The organism is Caloramator sp. mosi_1, from assembly GCF_028622835.1.
In the GTDB taxonomy this organism is placed as follows: Bacteria; Bacillota; Clostridia; order Clostridiales; family Caloramatoraceae; genus Thermobrachium.
This window is the reverse complement of the sequence record NZ_CP117677.1, coordinates 2,325,584-2,341,327: the sequence shown is the minus strand read 5'-3', so window position 1 is coordinate 2,341,327 and position 15,744 is coordinate 2,325,584. Positions and strand designations below refer to the sequence as shown.

General features: G+C 26.5%; 24 protein-coding genes, 1 tRNA gene and 3 pseudogenes. 4 read left to right on the top strand and 24 right to left on the bottom strand.

The window, feature by feature from the left end:
• Positions 1-79: 79 nt before the first annotated feature.
• The 3 genes from PL321_RS16560 to PL321_RS16550 all read left to right on the top strand — a co-directional run bounded on the left by PL321_RS16560 (position 80) and on the right by PL321_RS16550 (position 1,500).
• A complete protein-coding gene (locus tag PL321_RS16560) occupies positions 80-232 on the top strand; it encodes a hypothetical protein (protein ID WP_273962692.1) in 153 nt (50 codons plus the stop codon).
• Between the two features lie 68 nt (positions 233-300).
• Positions 301-1,266: a pyridoxal phosphate-dependent aminotransferase gene (locus PL321_RS16555; RefSeq protein WP_273962728.1), complete on the top strand. Its 966-nt coding sequence runs from the start codon at positions 301-303 to the stop codon at positions 1,264-1,266.
• A 90-nt stretch (positions 1,267-1,356) separates the two neighbouring features.
• Positions 1,357-1,500 carry a hypothetical protein gene (locus tag PL321_RS16550; protein ID WP_273962727.1) on the top strand — a complete coding sequence of 48 codons (144 nt, stop codon included), beginning with the start codon at positions 1,357-1,359 and terminating at the stop codon, positions 1,498-1,500.
• A gap of 97 nt (positions 1,501-1,597) precedes the next feature.
• Here PL321_RS16550 and PL321_RS21850 read toward each other — a convergent pair whose 3' ends face one another.
• The 7 genes and pseudogenes from PL321_RS21850 to PL321_RS16525 form a co-directional block, all read right to left on the bottom strand.
• Positions 1,598-1,813 carry a GNAT family N-acetyltransferase gene (locus tag PL321_RS21850; protein ID WP_443110822.1) on the bottom strand — a complete coding sequence of 72 codons (216 nt, stop codon included), beginning with the start codon at positions 1,811-1,813 and terminating at the stop codon, positions 1,598-1,600.
• An 8-nt stretch (positions 1,814-1,821) separates the two neighbouring features.
• On the bottom strand, positions 1,822-1,992 hold the full coding sequence (locus tag PL321_RS16545) for a hypothetical protein (protein WP_273962690.1): 171 nt from the start codon (positions 1,990-1,992) through the stop codon (positions 1,822-1,824).
• A gap of 330 nt (positions 1,993-2,322) precedes the next feature.
• On the bottom strand, positions 2,323-2,535 hold the full coding sequence (locus PL321_RS16540; protein WP_273962726.1) for a hypothetical protein: 213 nt from the start codon (positions 2,533-2,535) through the stop codon (positions 2,323-2,325).
• A 115-nt stretch (positions 2,536-2,650) separates the two neighbouring features.
• Positions 2,651-2,746 (bottom strand): annotated as a pseudogene (locus tag PL321_RS21845) (MerR family transcriptional regulator); the annotation flags it as partial.
• Positions 2,747-3,062: 316 nt separating this feature from the next.
• Positions 3,063-3,488 carry a spore coat protein gene (locus PL321_RS16535; RefSeq protein ID WP_273962725.1) on the bottom strand — a complete coding sequence of 142 codons (426 nt, stop codon included), beginning with the start codon at positions 3,486-3,488 and terminating at the stop codon, positions 3,063-3,065.
• Positions 3,489-3,520: 32 nt separating this feature from the next.
• Complete coding sequence (locus PL321_RS16530) at positions 3,521-3,799, bottom strand: hypothetical protein (RefSeq protein WP_273962724.1); 279 nt, start codon at positions 3,797-3,799, stop codon at positions 3,521-3,523.
• 47 nt (positions 3,800-3,846) lie between these two features.
• Positions 3,847-3,981, bottom strand: a complete 135-nt coding sequence (locus PL321_RS16525; protein WP_273962723.1) for a hypothetical protein — start codon at positions 3,979-3,981, stop codon at positions 3,847-3,849.
• A gap of 121 nt (positions 3,982-4,102) precedes the next feature.
• Here PL321_RS16525 and PL321_RS16520 point away from each other — a divergent pair.
• Positions 4,103-4,179: transfer RNA gene (locus PL321_RS16520), tRNA-Ile, on the top strand.
• 268 nt (positions 4,180-4,447) lie between these two features.
• Here the strand turns inward: PL321_RS16520 and PL321_RS16515 are convergent.
• From PL321_RS16515 to flhA, 17 genes and pseudogenes are all read right to left on the bottom strand, one after another.
• Positions 4,448-5,521 carry an ISL3 family transposase gene (locus PL321_RS16515; RefSeq protein WP_273964333.1) on the bottom strand — a complete coding sequence of 358 codons (1,074 nt, stop codon included), beginning with the start codon at positions 5,519-5,521 and terminating at the stop codon, positions 4,448-4,450.
• A gap of 209 nt (positions 5,522-5,730) precedes the next feature.
• Positions 5,731-6,012 carry a hypothetical protein gene (locus PL321_RS16510; RefSeq protein WP_337961199.1) on the bottom strand — a complete coding sequence of 94 codons (282 nt, stop codon included), beginning with the start codon at positions 6,010-6,012 and terminating at the stop codon, positions 5,731-5,733.
• Positions 6,012-6,629, bottom strand: coding sequence for a M20 metallopeptidase family protein (locus PL321_RS16505; protein ID WP_273962721.1), 618 nt, complete (start codon positions 6,627-6,629; stop codon positions 6,012-6,014). The genes PL321_RS16510 and PL321_RS16505 overlap by 1 nt, the downstream gene beginning before the upstream one ends.
• Positions 6,629-6,844, bottom strand: a complete 216-nt coding sequence (locus tag PL321_RS16500) for a hypothetical protein (protein ID WP_273962720.1) — start codon at positions 6,842-6,844, stop codon at positions 6,629-6,631. Before PL321_RS16500 ends, PL321_RS16505 begins: the two co-directional genes overlap by 1 nt.
• 13 nt (positions 6,845-6,857) lie before the next feature.
• On the bottom strand, positions 6,858-7,610 hold the full coding sequence (locus tag PL321_RS16495; protein WP_273962719.1) for a S66 peptidase family protein: 753 nt from the start codon (positions 7,608-7,610) through the stop codon (positions 6,858-6,860).
• 8 nt (positions 7,611-7,618) lie between these two features.
• Entirely contained in the window at positions 7,619-7,807 is a 189-nt protein-coding gene (locus PL321_RS16490) for a hypothetical protein (RefSeq protein ID WP_273962718.1), read from the bottom strand.
• Positions 7,808-8,224: 417 nt separating this feature from the next.
• Positions 8,225-8,362 (bottom strand): flagellar basal body rod C-terminal domain-containing protein, encoded by a 138-nt coding sequence (locus PL321_RS21840; protein WP_443110830.1) that lies wholly within the window; start codon positions 8,360-8,362, stop codon positions 8,225-8,227.
• Between the two features lie 227 nt (positions 8,363-8,589).
• On the bottom strand, positions 8,590-8,964 hold the full coding sequence (locus PL321_RS16485; protein ID WP_273962717.1) for a flagellar hook-basal body complex protein: 375 nt from the start codon (positions 8,962-8,964) through the stop codon (positions 8,590-8,592).
• Positions 8,965-8,976: 12 nt separating this feature from the next.
• Positions 8,977-9,369: a flagellar basal body rod C-terminal domain-containing protein gene (locus PL321_RS21835; protein ID WP_443110829.1), complete on the bottom strand. Its 393-nt coding sequence runs from the start codon at positions 9,367-9,369 to the stop codon at positions 8,977-8,979.
• Positions 9,339-9,728, bottom strand: coding sequence for a flagellar hook-basal body complex protein (locus PL321_RS16475; protein WP_273962715.1), 390 nt, complete (start codon positions 9,726-9,728; stop codon positions 9,339-9,341). Before PL321_RS16475 ends, PL321_RS21835 begins: the two co-directional genes overlap by 31 nt.
• Positions 9,729-9,732: 4 nt before the next feature.
• Positions 9,733-9,930 (bottom strand): hypothetical protein, encoded by a 198-nt coding sequence (locus tag PL321_RS16470; RefSeq protein ID WP_273962714.1) that lies wholly within the window; start codon positions 9,928-9,930, stop codon positions 9,733-9,735.
• A 19-nt stretch (positions 9,931-9,949) separates the two neighbouring features.
• A complete protein-coding gene (locus PL321_RS21830; RefSeq protein WP_443110828.1) occupies positions 9,950-10,231 on the bottom strand; it encodes a DUF6115 domain-containing protein in 282 nt (93 codons plus the stop codon).
• Positions 10,232-10,371: 140 nt separating this feature from the next.
• Positions 10,372-11,066: pseudogene (locus PL321_RS16465) on the bottom strand (FliA/WhiG family RNA polymerase sigma factor).
• 47 nt (positions 11,067-11,113) lie between these two features.
• Positions 11,114-11,785 carry a flagellar brake protein gene (locus PL321_RS16460; protein WP_273962713.1) on the bottom strand — a complete coding sequence of 224 codons (672 nt, stop codon included), beginning with the start codon at positions 11,783-11,785 and terminating at the stop codon, positions 11,114-11,116.
• Positions 11,782-12,576 (bottom strand): MinD/ParA family protein, encoded by a 795-nt coding sequence (locus tag PL321_RS16455; protein WP_273964643.1) that lies wholly within the window; start codon positions 12,574-12,576, stop codon positions 11,782-11,784. The genes PL321_RS16460 and PL321_RS16455 overlap by 4 nt, the downstream gene beginning before the upstream one ends.
• 75 nt (positions 12,577-12,651) lie before the next feature.
• Positions 12,652-13,702: pseudogene (gene flhF, locus PL321_RS16450) on the bottom strand (flagellar biosynthesis protein FlhF).
• Entirely contained in the window at positions 13,699-15,720 is a 2,022-nt protein-coding gene (flhA, locus tag PL321_RS16445) for a flagellar biosynthesis protein FlhA (protein ID WP_273962712.1), read from the bottom strand. The pseudogene flhF and the gene flhA overlap by 4 nt, the downstream one beginning before the upstream one ends.
• Between the last annotated feature and the right edge of the window lie 24 nt (positions 15,721-15,744).

Here is a 15,744-nt window from a genome sequence, read left to right as displayed (position 1 = left end):
GATAAAAAACATATAAACATAAATAAATTTAATATAAATAAATTTTATACAATATAGAAATAATAATAAAAAGGGGTGATTGTATGTACAATGCAAAAACAAAGATGATTCTTTAAAGGGGAAAATACCATATACGTTGGAGGATAGAAAATATTTTAATCACGAAACTATTCATAATAGTGGTGTAGGATATTATGCAAATATTCACAGTATAATTATGAGAAAATTATAACAATTGTTTATTTTTTGAATATATAATGGTAATATATAAGTGTAAAATATTGTGAGGGGGTAATACTGATGCATTTATCTACAAGAATATTAAATATGCAAGAATCGCCTATTAGAAAATTAGCTTGTTATGCAGAAGAGGCTAAATCAAAAGGAATTAAAGTATATCATCTTAATATTGGACAACCAGACATAAAAACTCCAGATGAGTTTTATGAGGCAATTAAATCATATAATGAACCAGTGCTTAAGTATACATCATCTCAAGGTATAGATAACCTCATTCAAAGTTTTATAAAGTATTATTTGGAATGGGATATAGATTTTGAAAAAGATGAGATAATGATTACAAATGGAGGAAGTGAAGCTATATTATTTGCATTACTTGCAGTTTGTGATGTTGGAGACAATATAATTATACCTGAACCATTTTATACAAATTATAATGGCTTTGCAGAAGTTGCAGGGGTTAATGTTAAACCTTTTTTAACCTATGCAGAAAACGGATTTCATTTACCAGAAAGAAAAGAAATTGAAAAATTAATTGATAATAAAACTAAAGCAATATTATTATCTAATCCAGGAAATCCAACAGGTGTTGTGTATACAGAAGAAGAAATAAGGATGATTGCAGATATTGCAAAAGCAAATAATTTATATATTATCGCAGATGAAGTATACAGAGAATTTGTATATGATAATTTAAAATATACAAGCTTTATGCATATTAAAGAAATATTAGATAGAGTGATACTGATTGATAGTATTTCTAAACGATATAGTGCTTGTGGAGCAAGGATAGGATTAATTGCAAGTAAAAATAAAATGTTAATTAAAAACGTACTTAAGTTGTGTCAATCAAGATTATGTGTTCCTACAATTGAACAAATTGGAGCTGCAAATTTAATAAATACAGATAAAAGCTATTTTGAGGAGGTTAAAAAAGAGTATCAAAAAGAAGAGATGTTGTGTTTGAAGGTCTATCAAATATTGAAGGAGTTGTTTGCGAAAAACCTAAAGGAGCCTTTTATGTAATAGCAAAATTGCCAATAGATGATGCAGAACATTTTTCAAAATGGTTATTAACTGATTTTAACTTATTTTAACTTAAATGGTGAGACAGTTATGGTTGCACCTGCAGCAGGATTTTATGCTACAGAGGGACTCGGAAAAAATGAAATTAGAATTTCATATTGTATAAATTGTGATGATCTAAAGAAAGCTATGAATATTATAAATGAAGCTATAAAAGCATATAGAGGGCTTTAGTTCCTCTATATGCTTTTTATTATTATAGTATTATCTTTTTCAACAAAACCAAATTTTTTATATAAATTTATTGCTGAAATATTATTATTATCAACATTCAGATGTAATTTTTGATTTTATTTTTTCCCTTTATATCATTAAGAATATAATTAAGGAATATATATCCAAAACCCATACCTCTAAATTCTTCAATTATACCGAAATTAACTAAATAATAAAGAGATCTATCTTTAATTATTTGACCATAACCTATAGGCATATGGTTTTTATATAATACATAGCAATAGTCTTTTAAAAAATAACTACTACTTATTTCTCTATTTAAGTAGTTTTTATCGATGGGTTTTCTTTTTTATCTGTAGAATTGAATATTGAATTTTGGATGTCAATTCTTAAACTCATATTTTTAGATACATCTATTGTTGCTACAATAATATCGTGGTATTCATATTGTGGTTTTAAATTAAAAAAATTATTTAAAAGTAGTTCCATTGTTTTGTAGTTTTTTGAATTATATATTTATTTGAATTGTTTTCATTATAAATGTTACTATTTACATATTTTATTTCTAAATGAAACTTTTTATTTTTAATTACACTATCTATTATTTCATTAATAGACAGTGTTGTATCTTTAACATAAATGTAGTATTTAGTGTCTATATTAATTCCTTCAATTTTATTATTTAAAATAAAGTATGAACTATTAAAAATGAAATCTAATATAGATAAACCAAATACTTTTTGATTTTCATAAATTCTTTCATTTTATTTTCTTTAATTAATTTAAATAAATTAATGGATTCGATTTGCATTTTGTCACCTATCTTCTAAAAATTTTACTTATAATACCTTTTTTTGTTTGTTTTTCGTATTTTAGTTTTTCTTTAAGTTCTATAATCTCATAACACTTTTGTTTTAATTCCATTTTTAATTTCATATTTTCACTAATTAGTATATCACGCTCTTTACTAAATACGTTCTTATCAATTTCTTCTAATTTATTATTAATTGCATTTAATTTTTCTTCAATCAATTTTATTTTGTCTTGACTATTTTCAATTAGATTATTCTCGGTTAATACAAATGTTGAGTCAATTGAAGTTATTGCTGCCTCTTGATTAATTAGTATCTTTTTATTTGGCCATTAGTTAATCCTTTTTCTTGCAGGTTTTTATTTGCAGCAATAAGTTTAAGTCATTTTGAGTAAATATTCTTCTACCCTTCGAGTCTCTCTGAATATTTAGCTCAAATTCTTTTCATAATAGCGTATAACAGAATCTTTATATCCTGTTAGTTGACATACCTCTTTAAATGTATAATAATTTTTTGTTCTTCCATAATACCACCTCTATTATTTTATTCTTCATATTTTATTTTTTTCCTTTTAAAAGTATATACAAAAATTATTTCATTTTGCGACAACAAAAAATATCTAAATAGACATAGAGTCTATCTAGATATTTGAATTAATATAGTATCTTTCAAATTCATCAATGAATTTTAGTATATAAATATTTGAATTAATTATCTTTTTTAATCTTCTAATATAATATATTTCATCTAAGTATTTTTTCTTATCATATTTTTGTTACCTAATTTCCAATACTTATGAGGGAAAATAATAATTGATAATAATAGTCTAAAATCAATTGTCTTGCCATAACAACATATATATTTATCTATTAGCAATTTTGCTTTATCAAAATCCCAGCTATATGATTTTCTAAACATTATTCTTTGAATGAATTTACCAAGATCATATTCAACACTTTCATATATTATTTTATCATAATCAATTAGATACAAAGTATTATTTGATTCAATAATGTTTTGGTAATAAAAACTGTTATGACATATTGTTTTCTTTTTAATTGCAAGTTTATTTAGGTTTCTATAGTTTGAACTTAATAGATATATTAATGATTTTTCAGCCAGATTCATTTGACTATTAAATGTTTCAATAAATAATATATCAAAGTAGGACATAATTTTTTTATTTATTATTGAATTTTTATATACTATGATATCATCTTTCTTTTTGTAAATTCTTTAATTATTTTTGCGTCTTCATATATTATATGTTTTGAATAAAAACCTTCTGCCTGCTTATGAAAATCACTTAATAATTTTATTGTATTTAGTGCATTTTCGATTTTATCGATATCACATTCTTCTCCATTGATCCATTTAGTTAAATAATAATATTTGTGATTGTTTAGTTTAAAATAATATTGACCTTTTATATCTTCAATTAATGAAGGGCAACTTAGAAAAGCATTATCCTTTAAAAATATCATAAAAGATGGAAGCCATTTAAACCTATTTAAATTATGATTTACTTCCTTTAAACAGTAGCTGTTATTAGAAGTTGAAATAATATTATATACGGTTCTCTTTTTTTGAATTCTATAACTTCAATACCGTATCTATTTTTTAATATATTTTGAATTTCTTTTAATTCATTAATATCTAAAGTCATAAAAACCCCTTTATTAGATTTATATATTTAATTATATTCACTACACTTACTAATTTATAATATAACTTATAAAAAATACTTGACATTATAAAAATAATTTTTTATAATTAAAATAGATTTTGGGCCTTTAGCTCAGCTGGCTAGAGCAACCGGCTCATAACCGGTCGGTCCGGGGTTCGAGTCCCTGAAGGCCCACCATAGAGAGAGCATTTTGCTCTTTTTTATAATTGCAAATTATATAAATTACAAAAATAAAAAGAGCTCAATCAAATTTTAGAGCTCTTTTTGCTTTATTAAGTGGCTCTTTGTCAATAGTTGGGGCGGGCATTAGATTAGAATGCCTGTCCTTTCTTATTTGATAATGATTTTAGCAAGATAGATAGGATGAGGGGAGTTTACCCTTAAAAAATTGCACGACAAAAAGACCAACGATAGTTGGATTTCCTAAAATACAATATTTAACAGATTATTTATTACAACAATGAAGAATTCTATTCCTGAATCTATCAAAATTTCTATAGCCGAAGGCTATTCTTTTAATAACTTTGATTTTATTATTAAATCCTTCTATACAAGCATTTGTATAAGGAATATCAAAAGAATTACAAATCTCATTAAAATATCTGATATAGGTATTTGCACATCTTTTCAATTCATTGATACCACTATTTTGTGCAAGTTTAATCCAATCTTTTAAGAGGACACGAGCTTCGTTAGAAGAAGGTGAAGCATCAATAATACTCAATAACTTTTCCTTTAAAGTGTGGGCAATTGCTAATTCACTATTATAAGAAAACATAACTTGTAAAGCTAACTTTGAATCTGTATCAAGTAAGCCATATCTTTTTAAAATAAGCTTTTTACTTCTTTTAAAGTATTTTCTTAATTTAATTGATAGTTCTCTTTGGATACGTTTTCTTACCGCTTCTACTGCCCATATGACTTGTCTAATATAGTGAAATTTATCTATAACAATTACAGCATTTTTGAAATAAGTTTTAGCTAAATCAATATAGGGTTGCCACATATCACAAATAAAGTGTGTAACGCTATCGCGATTTTTAATTTTTCTAAAATAATCTATAAGAATATGCTCTTTTCTATCTTTAATAATGTCTAGTATTTTATGATTAACAGGATCGACTATTGCACAATGATATTTAGAACCACCAGAGTTACCTTTAAATTCATCTATAGATATTATTTTAGGTAAATTAGTAGGAGAAGAGTAAGATACATTATCAAAAATACGTTTTATAGTATCGATAGATAGATTAGTTTTTCTAGCAACTGATGTCATACTATATTCATTAGATAATTCATAAATTACAAACATAGCTAATCTATTAGTTATTCTATGATAACGAGGTAAAAATTCTATATGTTCATAAAATTTTTTGCCGCAGGCATTACAACGATATCTACGTTTTTTAAGAATGATAAAAGTATGTTTAAAGAATAAGGGTATGTCTTTAATACGCTGAATTCTATAATCGTGAACTCTTGTAACTTTGGAATTACAATTAGGGCAAGTACAAATTTTTTCTTAGTTTCTAAGTATATCTCAATGTACGTGTCATTATGAATAATCTTTTTATAATAACATCTTTAAAACCTAATAAATTTTTGATAGAATTATTAGTGTGCACTTGATGGATGCCTCCTTTCAGGTAAGGTTTTTGTTTGGTTATTTTAATTTTACCAGGTGTCTAATCAGGTGCACATATTTTTTGTAAAAATATGCTGGGTCTACGCCCCAACATTTATTATAGAACCTATTAAGTATTTTTGCACTATAGAACACTGAACTCCACATCCAATCCATAAGCATTCTTCATCTATATCAAAGTAGCTCCCGTGGGCTGGATGAACTATGCCTTTTTGTACATTTCTACATCCTAATTTATAATATATTCCTGGAACCTTTTCTGTATAGTATGCAAAGTCCTCTACCCCCATACTTGGATAATCAAGCATTTTTATAGTAAAGTAGTTAGAATTTTCGCTTTGTATACATTCTAAAGTTTCAATTAAAATATCATCATTGTAAAAGATGGGTAGCCATCTTTTAAATCTATATTCAATTCGCTTCTGAAAGTTTCAGATGTTAATTTTAATATAGACAAGAATCTGTCAATTACATATTTTCTTGTTGTATTTCCTAAAGTTCTAATAATCCCCTCAAGCACTACTTCTTCAGCTATTGCATTAGGTGCTGTTCCACCATTTATTTTACCGATAGTTATAACTGCACTATTTAGAGCAGAAATTTCTCTTGATATAATTACTTGTACATTATCAATTATTTTTGAAGCTACAATAATTGGATCAATTCCATCTTCTGGGTGAGCACCGTGAGCACCTTTACCTTTAATTATTATTTTAAAAGGATTTGAAGCAGCACTTACAATTCCTCTATTTATACCAATAATACCAGTATCTAAAGTTTCTTCTACGTGTAAACCACTTATAAAGGAAACATTATCTAAAGCCCCGTAATGAATCATATCTTTTGCTCCGCCGTCAGTTTCTTCAGCTGGTTGAAAAATAAATCTTACTTTACCATTAAATAGATGTTCATATTGCTTTAATAAAATACATGATCCTAATTGTATAGCTGTATGAGCATCGTGTCCACAGGCGTGCATTAAACCTTTATTTTTTGATTTATATGGAACACTTTTTTATCCTCTATTGTTAAAGCGTCCATATCGGCTCTAAGGGCTATAATTTTTTCACCTTCACCAATTTCAGCTATAATGCCACAGTTGTCAAAACGTTTATATTTAATATTGTATTTAATTAATACGTCTTCAACAAAATTTGCTGTATTATTTAATTGTCTGTCTATTTCTGGATGCATATGCAAATATCTTCTAAACTCTATTAAGTTGCTTTGAATTTTTTTGCTTCAGAAAAAAGTCAATCAATGAAAACATCTCCTTTTTTATTATTAATTTGTTGTCAACAATTTTTACAGGTATGTTAAGTGGAAGAATATTGTTTGTAAAATCGTGTCCACAATTCAAACCATAATAAATTGGTTTAACAGTTAGATCTTTTAAATAATTATATATATACTCAAAGGAAAAGCTCTTATCTATATCTTCAGGCATACATTTTGTAAAACTACCTAAAATTATTCCATTAACATCATTTAAAATATTTGAATGGTAAAGTTGATTTAAAAACCTATCAATTTTATAGGGTTCTTCATTGATCTCCTCTATAAATAATATAGATTTTTTAAACTTATATTGATACTGTGTACCAATCAAGGAACAAAGAACACACAGATTTCCTCCAACAAGTTTACCTTCAATATTTCCATTTCTAATTGGGAATAATTTATAATTTAATTCATTAATTTTTCCTTCTAAAAAGTCAAATAATAGATTATAGTTATTATCATTTTTAAAAAGATCGTAATTAAACATAGGACCGTGAAAAGTAGGAAAGTTTAAATGTGAAAAAGATGAATGAAGTGCAGTTATATCACTGTAACCTACAAATATCTTTTTATTATTATTAATTATATTATAATTAATCTTGTCCAATAATCTAATAGAACCATAACCACCTCTTATACAAAATATTGCCTTTATTTCATTATCTTCAAAAGCCATCATTAAATCTTCTAATCTTTTTTATCATCTCCAGCAAGATAGCCATATTTGGCTTTAATATTTTTACCTAATTTAACATCATAACCAAATTCGTTTATTTTATTAACAGATTTTACTATTAGGCTATCATCAAATATGGCACCTGCTGGTGCTATAAGTGCAACCTTATCCCCTTTATTTAGCCTTTTTATTAAATTCATTGTTACCTCCGTTTATTATTATACTAAACAAATTTTTTTCAATATTGTTTAGTCTATCACTATTTGTTGCCACTACTCCTTCTTTTATAATTCTATAACAAGATTTATAATCCTTTTTTTGAAATAACAATATGCTAAATTTATATATGTATTTTCAAAATGTTTATTAAAATAAATAGATTTTTTAGATATTGAATTGCTAAATTAAATTCATTTAATTCTATATAGCAAACACCAATATTATAGTAAGTTAAATAATTAGATTTATATTCTAAAGTTTTAAAAAAATAATTTAAAGCCTTTTTATAATTTTTTTGTTATAGTTGTTAACTGCTTCTAAATAAAAGTTATCTATATTCATATAAAAAACCCCTTTAAAGCTTTTTTAAAATTATATACTTTAAAGGGTTTTTTATACTATTTTGACCTTAAATTGTTTGCAATTTGCCACATTTCTTCAGAGGTTTTTAATGATCTTGAATTTAATTCAAATGCTCTTTGAGTTACTAATAGATCTGTTAATTCTTTTGATATATCAACATTTGATTTTTCTATATGGCCTTGTTTTATTGAAGAGTTAATAGGTTTAGGATTAATTCCTTTATATAGGCTGTTTCCTATACTATATAAGTTATCTTCACTATCAAAATCATATAAATTTATTTTGCCTATTTTTTCTTCATTTAAATATATATCTCCATTTTCCTTTACATTAATTTTTTCATAGTCTATATATTCTTCTGTATATAGGGAAATATCTAATTTATTACCGTTAGCATCGACTAAATTATTGTTTGCATCAACAAAAAATTACCGTTTCTTGTATATAAATAATCACCATTATTATCTATTAATCTAAAATACCCATTCCCTTCAATAGCAAAATCTAAATTTTTGTCTGTTTTCTCAATGATACCCTGAGAATTATTTTTTATATAACCGTTGACCCTACAACCACTACCAACAAACTTTTCCTTTTCATTATCTATGATTGGTACTCCAAGTCTATTTATATTTTCAACCAAAATGTCAGAAAAATTAACATCAATACGTTTATATCCATTTGTATTAATATTTGCGATATTGTTAGATATTGTATCAATTCTTGTTTGATTTGAATATAAACCAGATGTACTGTTCCAAATTGATCTTAACATTTAATCACCTCACTATCTATTGATGTTACCAACTTCATTTACTGTTTTTCCAAGGGTATCATCAATAGATTGTATTACCTTTTGACTGGACTCATAGTTTCTCATTACTGAAATCAATTCAGTTATCATTTGTATTGTATCAATATTTGCTTTTTCAATCTTATTTTGATGCACTATAGAATTGCTATCTAACTCTATATTTGTAGTTGAGTACATATTTTCATTTTCTTTCTTCATATTTCCCTTAACAATGTGCAATTTGTAATTACCATTTGTAGTTTTTATTGTATTATCATTAAAGCTAAAATTATTGTTGTCTAATTTTATAAAAACCTTTTCATTATTTTCATTTATTCCAACTATTCTTTTATTATCTAATGTTGAAAGATAACCTTCTTTATCAATTTTAAATCTACCATTTCTTGTATAAAATTCTTGTCCGTTATAGGAAACTGTAAAAAACCTTCACCTTCAATTGCAAAATCAAGATTTCTACCAGTTTCCTCTAAAATTCCTTGTGAAAAATCAGTTTTTGTTTCATCTATTCCAATTCCTAAGGGCATTGTTCCAAGAAGTTGCTTAAAATTCTTATTACCTAATTTTTTATCGTAATTTTGTAGTAAGACTTCGTGAAATGATTTAAAAGATATCTTATCATTTTTGAAGCCTGGATTATTTAAGTTTGCAATATTGTTACTAAGGTTTTCCTGTTGTAATTGTCTTGATATCATACCACTTGAAGCAATATATAATCCTCTTATCATCTTTTCATCCCCTACTTTTTTCAAAATAAGATTTAATTTCATCTGGATACAACATACCCAGATCTCTTGCCATTTTTTCTATTTTATATTTTGGAATATTATTATACGAATATGTTAACATAAGCAATGTAGCAATTACAATACCTATTCCTAAGCCTAACACAAAATCTTTATTTCTAAAATAGTTTTTTATTTTATTCATTATTTTTTTAAACCTAATCTTAATAGTACTTCCCCTTTCCTATTCTAAGGGTTGATGATATCTCATCTACTGTTAAACCTTGTTCATATAATTCTTTTATTTTATTATTTAAATCTCTACTTTTATCTTCATAATTTAAATAAACTTCTTTTGATTTTAATTTTTCTTTATTGTCTATCTTACTAAAAAATTTTTTATAATCATTTTCTAAATCTTCGATTTTTAAGTTAAGGGCTAAGATAGATTCATTTATATAATCTATATTCTCTTTTAATTTTTCAATTTCTTTATTATTTAAAATAGATACATTTTCAATATAAAATTTTTCAAATTGATTTTCATTAGTTGTATTTTTAATATCAGGATTTTTTTATCTAACATATAAGAATAATAAATTAAGATAATACCTACTATAATTAAAATTAAAGGCATATTTCCTCCCTATTCTATATAATTTAACTTTTTTAAGCTTTCCCTTAATCTTATTATTGCTCTACTGTGCAATTGTGATACTCTTGATTCAGTAATTTCTAATATTTTTCCTATTTCTTTTAATGTTAATTTTTCATAATAATACAACTGTAATACAAGCTTGTCCTTTTCTGGAAGCATATCTAAAGCACTTCTTAAAGCTGTTAGCATTTCTTCTTCTTCAAATATCTTATCTGGTTGAGGGCTATTCTCATTTTCTATCATATTTTTGAATTGTATATCTTCATCGTCGGATTTGTAAAATATATCTTCCAATGATACAACAGATAAATAATTTATATAAGATTCTATTGTTCTGATATCATTTATAGATACAGATAGATAGTCAGCTAATTCTTTTTCTGTAGGTTCTCTATTTAATTTAGATTCTAAATTTTCTCTTGCTAAATTTAGTTGAGTCAGTTTTGAAAAAGCACTTTTTGGCATCCAACTAATTTTTCTTAATTCATCTATAATTGAACCTTTAATTCTAAGGGTTGCATAGGTTTCAAATTTAATTCCTTTAGATGGATCAAACTTTTCTATGGCATCTATTAATCCTATTATTCCGTAACTAACTAAATCATCAAATTCAACCCCAGGGGTATTCCTATAAGGAGCCTTGAGGCTATATACTTAACATAGGGTATATATTTTAAAATCATTTCCTCTCTTTCATTAAACTGCTTATAACACTTCAAAACAATCACTCCTATCTAAGCAGCTTACTTTGTTCACGTAATTTGTTAAATATAAATTGTATTATTTTATCCCTTGTAGTCTCCTCTATACCTTCAAATTTTAATGCTAATTTAAATTTATTTTTATCGTCTGTAGGTTCTATTCTAACAACTGAACATAAAATATTTATTTCCTGTGGTATATTGATAGAAATTATTAAATAATCTCCAGGATTATGAGTTTCATTAGATACTATTTTTATTCCTCCGCCGCTTAAGTCAATAGAAACAGAATTCACTAATCTTGAAAAATACCCCGACGGTACATCCCTTAGAGATGTATATATTCTATCCTTTGGAAGTCCATAATATTTGATTGGCATTGTAATTGGTAACCTAAAATACTCTCTTCTTTGGACTCTTTCTATAACTTCAGGTAAACTTAAAACTAATAAATTAATATTTTCCTCCTTCTTTTTACCTAAAACTATAGATTTACATTTCACAATATCTCTTTCAGTTGTAACAAAAAATTCGATTACACTACCCGAATGGATAAGAAGAGGTTTATTATGATGTATAGGATAGCTAATATACAAACTATCCTCATTTATATCTTGAACGATGCTTTTATAAGTAACTTCAGCATCTATAATTTCTATATTTTGATTTATTTTTAAATTTACAGACAATTTTAAATTCATCTCCCCACCACCTTAAACAATTTAGTAAAATAGTCTTTAAATGAGGTATATTTATTTTTATTGTTATCTTCTGTTCCTAATAATTTGGCAACAATCCTATTAATACATAAAGAAAATTCAGTATTTGGATATTCTAATATATATGGAACTTGTTTTTTAATTGCTTGTCCAATTCTGAGTTCCTCTACTATAAAACCTAAGAATTTAATATTTTTACCTATAAATGTTTTAACAGTATAACTTATTTTATTAAAAGTTTCTTCAGCTTCTTTAATATTTTTAGCTCTGTTAATAACTACATTAATATTTGAATTAAGATTATTTAAATATATTATTTTAATTAAGCTATAGGCATCTGTGAGGGCTGTAGGTTCAGAGTTTGTAATTACAATCACTTCATCAGCTATTTCAATAAAATTTAAAACATTTTCAGATGCACCAGCACCTGTGTCAATTATTAGAATATCGTAGTTATTTAGTTTATCAAATTGTGATAATAGTTCAATTTTCTTATCTTCGTCAATAGTATATATTTTACTTAATCCTGAACCTCCTGGTATTATTTCGATTCCTTCTATTGACTTTAAAATTATTTCATCAATAGATTTATTGCCCTCTAAAACATCTATAATGCTGTATTTGGACATACAACCAAACATTATATCTACATTAGCCATACCGAAATCTGCATCAAGAATACAAACCTTTAAACCACGTTTTGAAAGAGCTGTTGCAAGGTTTACAACAAAACTTGTTTTACCAACTCCTCCTTTTCCACTTGATACAGTTATTACTTTAAAATTTGTTTTTGTAATTCTTGTTTTTTCTTTCTACTAATTGTCTTAACTTTTGTGCCTGATCCATGGCTATTCAGCCTCCAAAATCATGTTAATTAGTTTTTCCTTTTCTGCTTCTTCTATATCATCTGGTACGTTTTGACCTGTTGTAATATAAGATACAGGTACTTTTGCATAATAAATAGTTGTTAGTATGGAACCATAGTAACTTGTTTCATCAAGTTTAGTTAATACTAAACTGTTATAATCTAATATTTTATAATCTTCCACAATACGTTTAATGTCCTTTTCTTTAGTAAGCATACTTACTACTAAATGTACATAATCTGGATTAATTTCTTGTATAAGCCTTTTTGTTTCTTGAATTTGCATAACATTTTTGCTGTTTCTTCCTGTTGTATCTACAAAAATTATATCACAATTTGTCATTTCAGATAATACTTTTTTAATTTCATTTATGGAATAAATTACATTAAAGGGGATTCCCAATATTTCTGCATATGTTCTTAATTGTTCTACAGCACCAATTCTATAGGTATCTACAGTAACAAGACCAACTTTTTTGTTTTTGTATAGTGAAAACAAACTAGCTAATTTAGCTATTGTTGTGGTTTTACCAACACCTGTTGGGCCTACAAAAACGTGTATTTTTCCGTCTTCATATTTAGTAGTTTCTATTAATGTACTCAAAAATGATTTAAATTCATTTTCATAAATCTTTTGGTTTAATTTTTTACCTTTATTTTTTTCTTTTACAGAATCTATTATTTCAGCTGCAATTTCTTCTGGAACTCCTGAATGAATTAAATTCTGTCTGAATTTATTTCTATTAGCTTCAGTTTTTTTTGTGCTTTTTTAATTGTTTGATTACTTAAGTTTTCAACTAAAGTTTTTAGTTCTTTAATTTCCTTTTCTAATTCGGTTGTTTTATTTAAAGGCTCCCTTTGTTTCTTATCATCAACTGCGGCTGTAACTTCAATTTTTTAGGTTTAAAAAGCCCTAATAGGCCTTTTTGCCTAATTTTGCGTTGACTTACAATTATCGCATCGTTGCCAAGTTCATAACGAATTCTTGTCATTGCCTCAGTCATATTATCAACTATATATCTTTTAATTATCATTTAACTGTCACCATCCCTATGGTTTCTATTTGTATGTCGGTTGGTATTTCATTCATTGATAAAACTTGTACTTGTGGGAAAACCATCTCAATCATTCTTTTAAAGGCAGACCTTATTTTAGGAGTTACAAGTATTACTGGTATATCATTATTAAATTGATTAAATTCAATATTATCTTTTATAGAATGATATATCTGTGTAGTAAGATTAGGTTCCAACGCAGGATAAGAACCCTGTAATGATTTATGAATATTTTCAGAAATAAAATTTTCTAAATTTGGATCTAAAGTAATTACTCGGATAACGCCTTGTTCATCTACTAAATTACGACAAATGGTTCTTGATAATGAGATTCTGACATATTCCGTTAAAAGCTCTGTATCTTTAGTTAATACAGCATTATCAGCTAAAGTTTCTAATATTGTAACAAAATCTCTAATTGGTACTTGTTCACGCAATAGATTTTGTAGTACCTTTTGAAGCTCTCCTAAACTAATAAGATTTGGAATAAGTTCTTCAACTACTGCAGGATAATTTTCTTTTATGTTATCAATTAACAATTTTACTTCTTGACGACCTAATAATTCATATGAGTGTTTCTTTATTATTTCACTTAAGTGTGTTATAAGAACGGTTGTAGGGTCAATAACAGTAATACCCATTATTTCAGCTTCATCTTTTTTGTTATCAGGAATCCATACAGCTGGCAAACCAAATGCGGGTTCTATAGTTTTAATACCATCAATTGGTAAACCTTCACCTGTTGCATCAATAGCAAGAAAATGATTACATAATATTTCACCTTTACCTACTATTGTACCTTTTATTTTTATTCTGTATTCGTTTGTTGCAAGTTGAAGATTATCTCTGATTCTTATTGGCTGAACTATTATACCAAGTTCAACCGCACACTGACGTCTTACCCCTGCTATTCTATCTAAAAGATCTCCTCCAGATGATATATCCGCAAGAGGAATTAATCCATAACCAATTTCTATTTCAAGTGGTTCTACATTTAAAAGATGAAGAACATTTTCTGGTTCTCTTGTTGAGGATGTCTGTACTTCAGCAGCAGGAATTTCTGTGATGCTCTCTTGATTTTGCTTTTCTTTAGATAAAAGATAAGCAGAAACACCAGTTGCTCCAGACATTATTAAGAATGCTGGTGCAGGTAAATTAGGTATCCAAGCCATTAAAAACATAATAAAGCTAGCAATAGCTAAAACTTTGGGATATGAAGTAAATTGTGTTGAAAGCTCTTTACCTAATGATACATCACTTGATGTTCTTGTCACAATAATACCTGATGCAGTTGAAATTAATAATGCTGGAATTTGACTAACAAGACCATCCCCTACAGTTAATAATGCGAAGTGTTTTAATGCATCTAATGCAGGTAACCCTAAAAATATCATTCCAATTATTATTCCACCAATCAGGTTTATTATTGTGATAACAATCCCTGCAATAGCATCTCCTTTAACAAATTTGCTGGCACCATCCATTGCACCATAAAAGTCAGCCTCTTGTTGAAGTTTTTTTCTTCTTATTTTGGCTTCTTGTTCAGTTATTATTCCAGCATTTAAATCAGCATCGATGCTCATTTGTTTACCTGGCATTGCATCTAATGTAAATCTTGCAGATACTTCTGCAACTCTACCAGCACCGTTTGTTATAACAACAAATTGAATTACTATTATTATAATAAATAAAATAAAACCTACAACGTAATTTCCACCAACAACAAAATTACCAAATGCTTTTATTATTTCTCCAGCTTCTCCGCTTCCCAGTATTAGTCTTGTAGATGAAATATTAAGACCAAGTCTAAATAGGGTTGTTACAAGCAAGATTGTGGGAAAAGCAGAAAACTCTAAAACATCTGTTGTAAACATTGTAAGAAGAAGTATTACTAAAGAAAAAGTTAAATTTGCAGCAAGAAGTATATCTAAAACAGTTGGTGGTAACGGAATTATAATCATAAAAATTATAAGAACTACAAGCAATGCCACTATCACATCAAGATATTTTTTATAATATTG

Coding starts and splice junctions, on each gene's coding strand:
- PL321_RS16490 (WP_273962718.1), bottom strand. CDS start 7,807: ATGAATTTAATAAAAAGGCTAAATAAAGGGGATAAGGTTGCACTTATA.
- PL321_RS16495 (WP_273962719.1), bottom strand. CDS start 7,610: ATGATGGCTTTTGAAGATAATGAAATAAAGGCAATATTTTGTATAAGA.
- PL321_RS16550 (WP_273962727.1), top strand. CDS start 1,357: ATGGTTGCACCTGCAGCAGGATTTTATGCTACAGAGGGACTCGGAAAA.
- PL321_RS16530 (WP_273962724.1), bottom strand. CDS start 3,799: ATGATATTTTTAAAGGATAATGCTTTTCTAAGTTGCCCTTCATTAATT.
- PL321_RS16500 (WP_273962720.1), bottom strand. CDS start 6,844: ATGCATCCAGAAATAGACAGACAATTAAATAATACAGCAAATTTTGTT.
- PL321_RS16555 (WP_273962728.1), top strand. CDS start 301: ATGCATTTATCTACAAGAATATTAAATATGCAAGAATCGCCTATTAGA.
- PL321_RS16485 (WP_273962717.1), bottom strand. CDS start 8,964: ATGTTAAGATCAATTTGGAACAGTACATCTGGTTTATATTCAAATCAA.
- PL321_RS16525 (WP_273962723.1), bottom strand. CDS start 3,981: ATGACTTTAGATATTAATGAATTAAAAGAAATTCAAAATATATTAAAA.
- PL321_RS16505 (WP_273962721.1), bottom strand. CDS start 6,629: ATGCACGCCTGTGGACACGATGCTCATACAGCTATACAATTAGGATCA.
- PL321_RS16535 (WP_273962725.1), bottom strand. CDS start 3,488: ATGTCCTACTTTGATATATTATTTATTGAAACATTTAATAGTCAAATG.
- PL321_RS16470 (WP_273962714.1), bottom strand. CDS start 9,930: ATGAATAAAATAAAAAACTATTTTAGAAATAAAGATTTTGTGTTAGGC.
- PL321_RS16460 (WP_273962713.1), bottom strand. CDS start 11,785: ATGAATTTAAAATTGTCTGTAAATTTAAAAATAAATCAAAATATAGAA.
- PL321_RS16545 (WP_273962690.1), bottom strand. CDS start 1,992: ATGGAACTACTTTTAAATAATTTTTTTAATTTAAAACCACAATATGAA.
- PL321_RS16475 (WP_273962715.1), bottom strand. CDS start 9,728: ATGATAAGAGGATTATATATTGCTTCAAGTGGTATGATATCAAGACAA.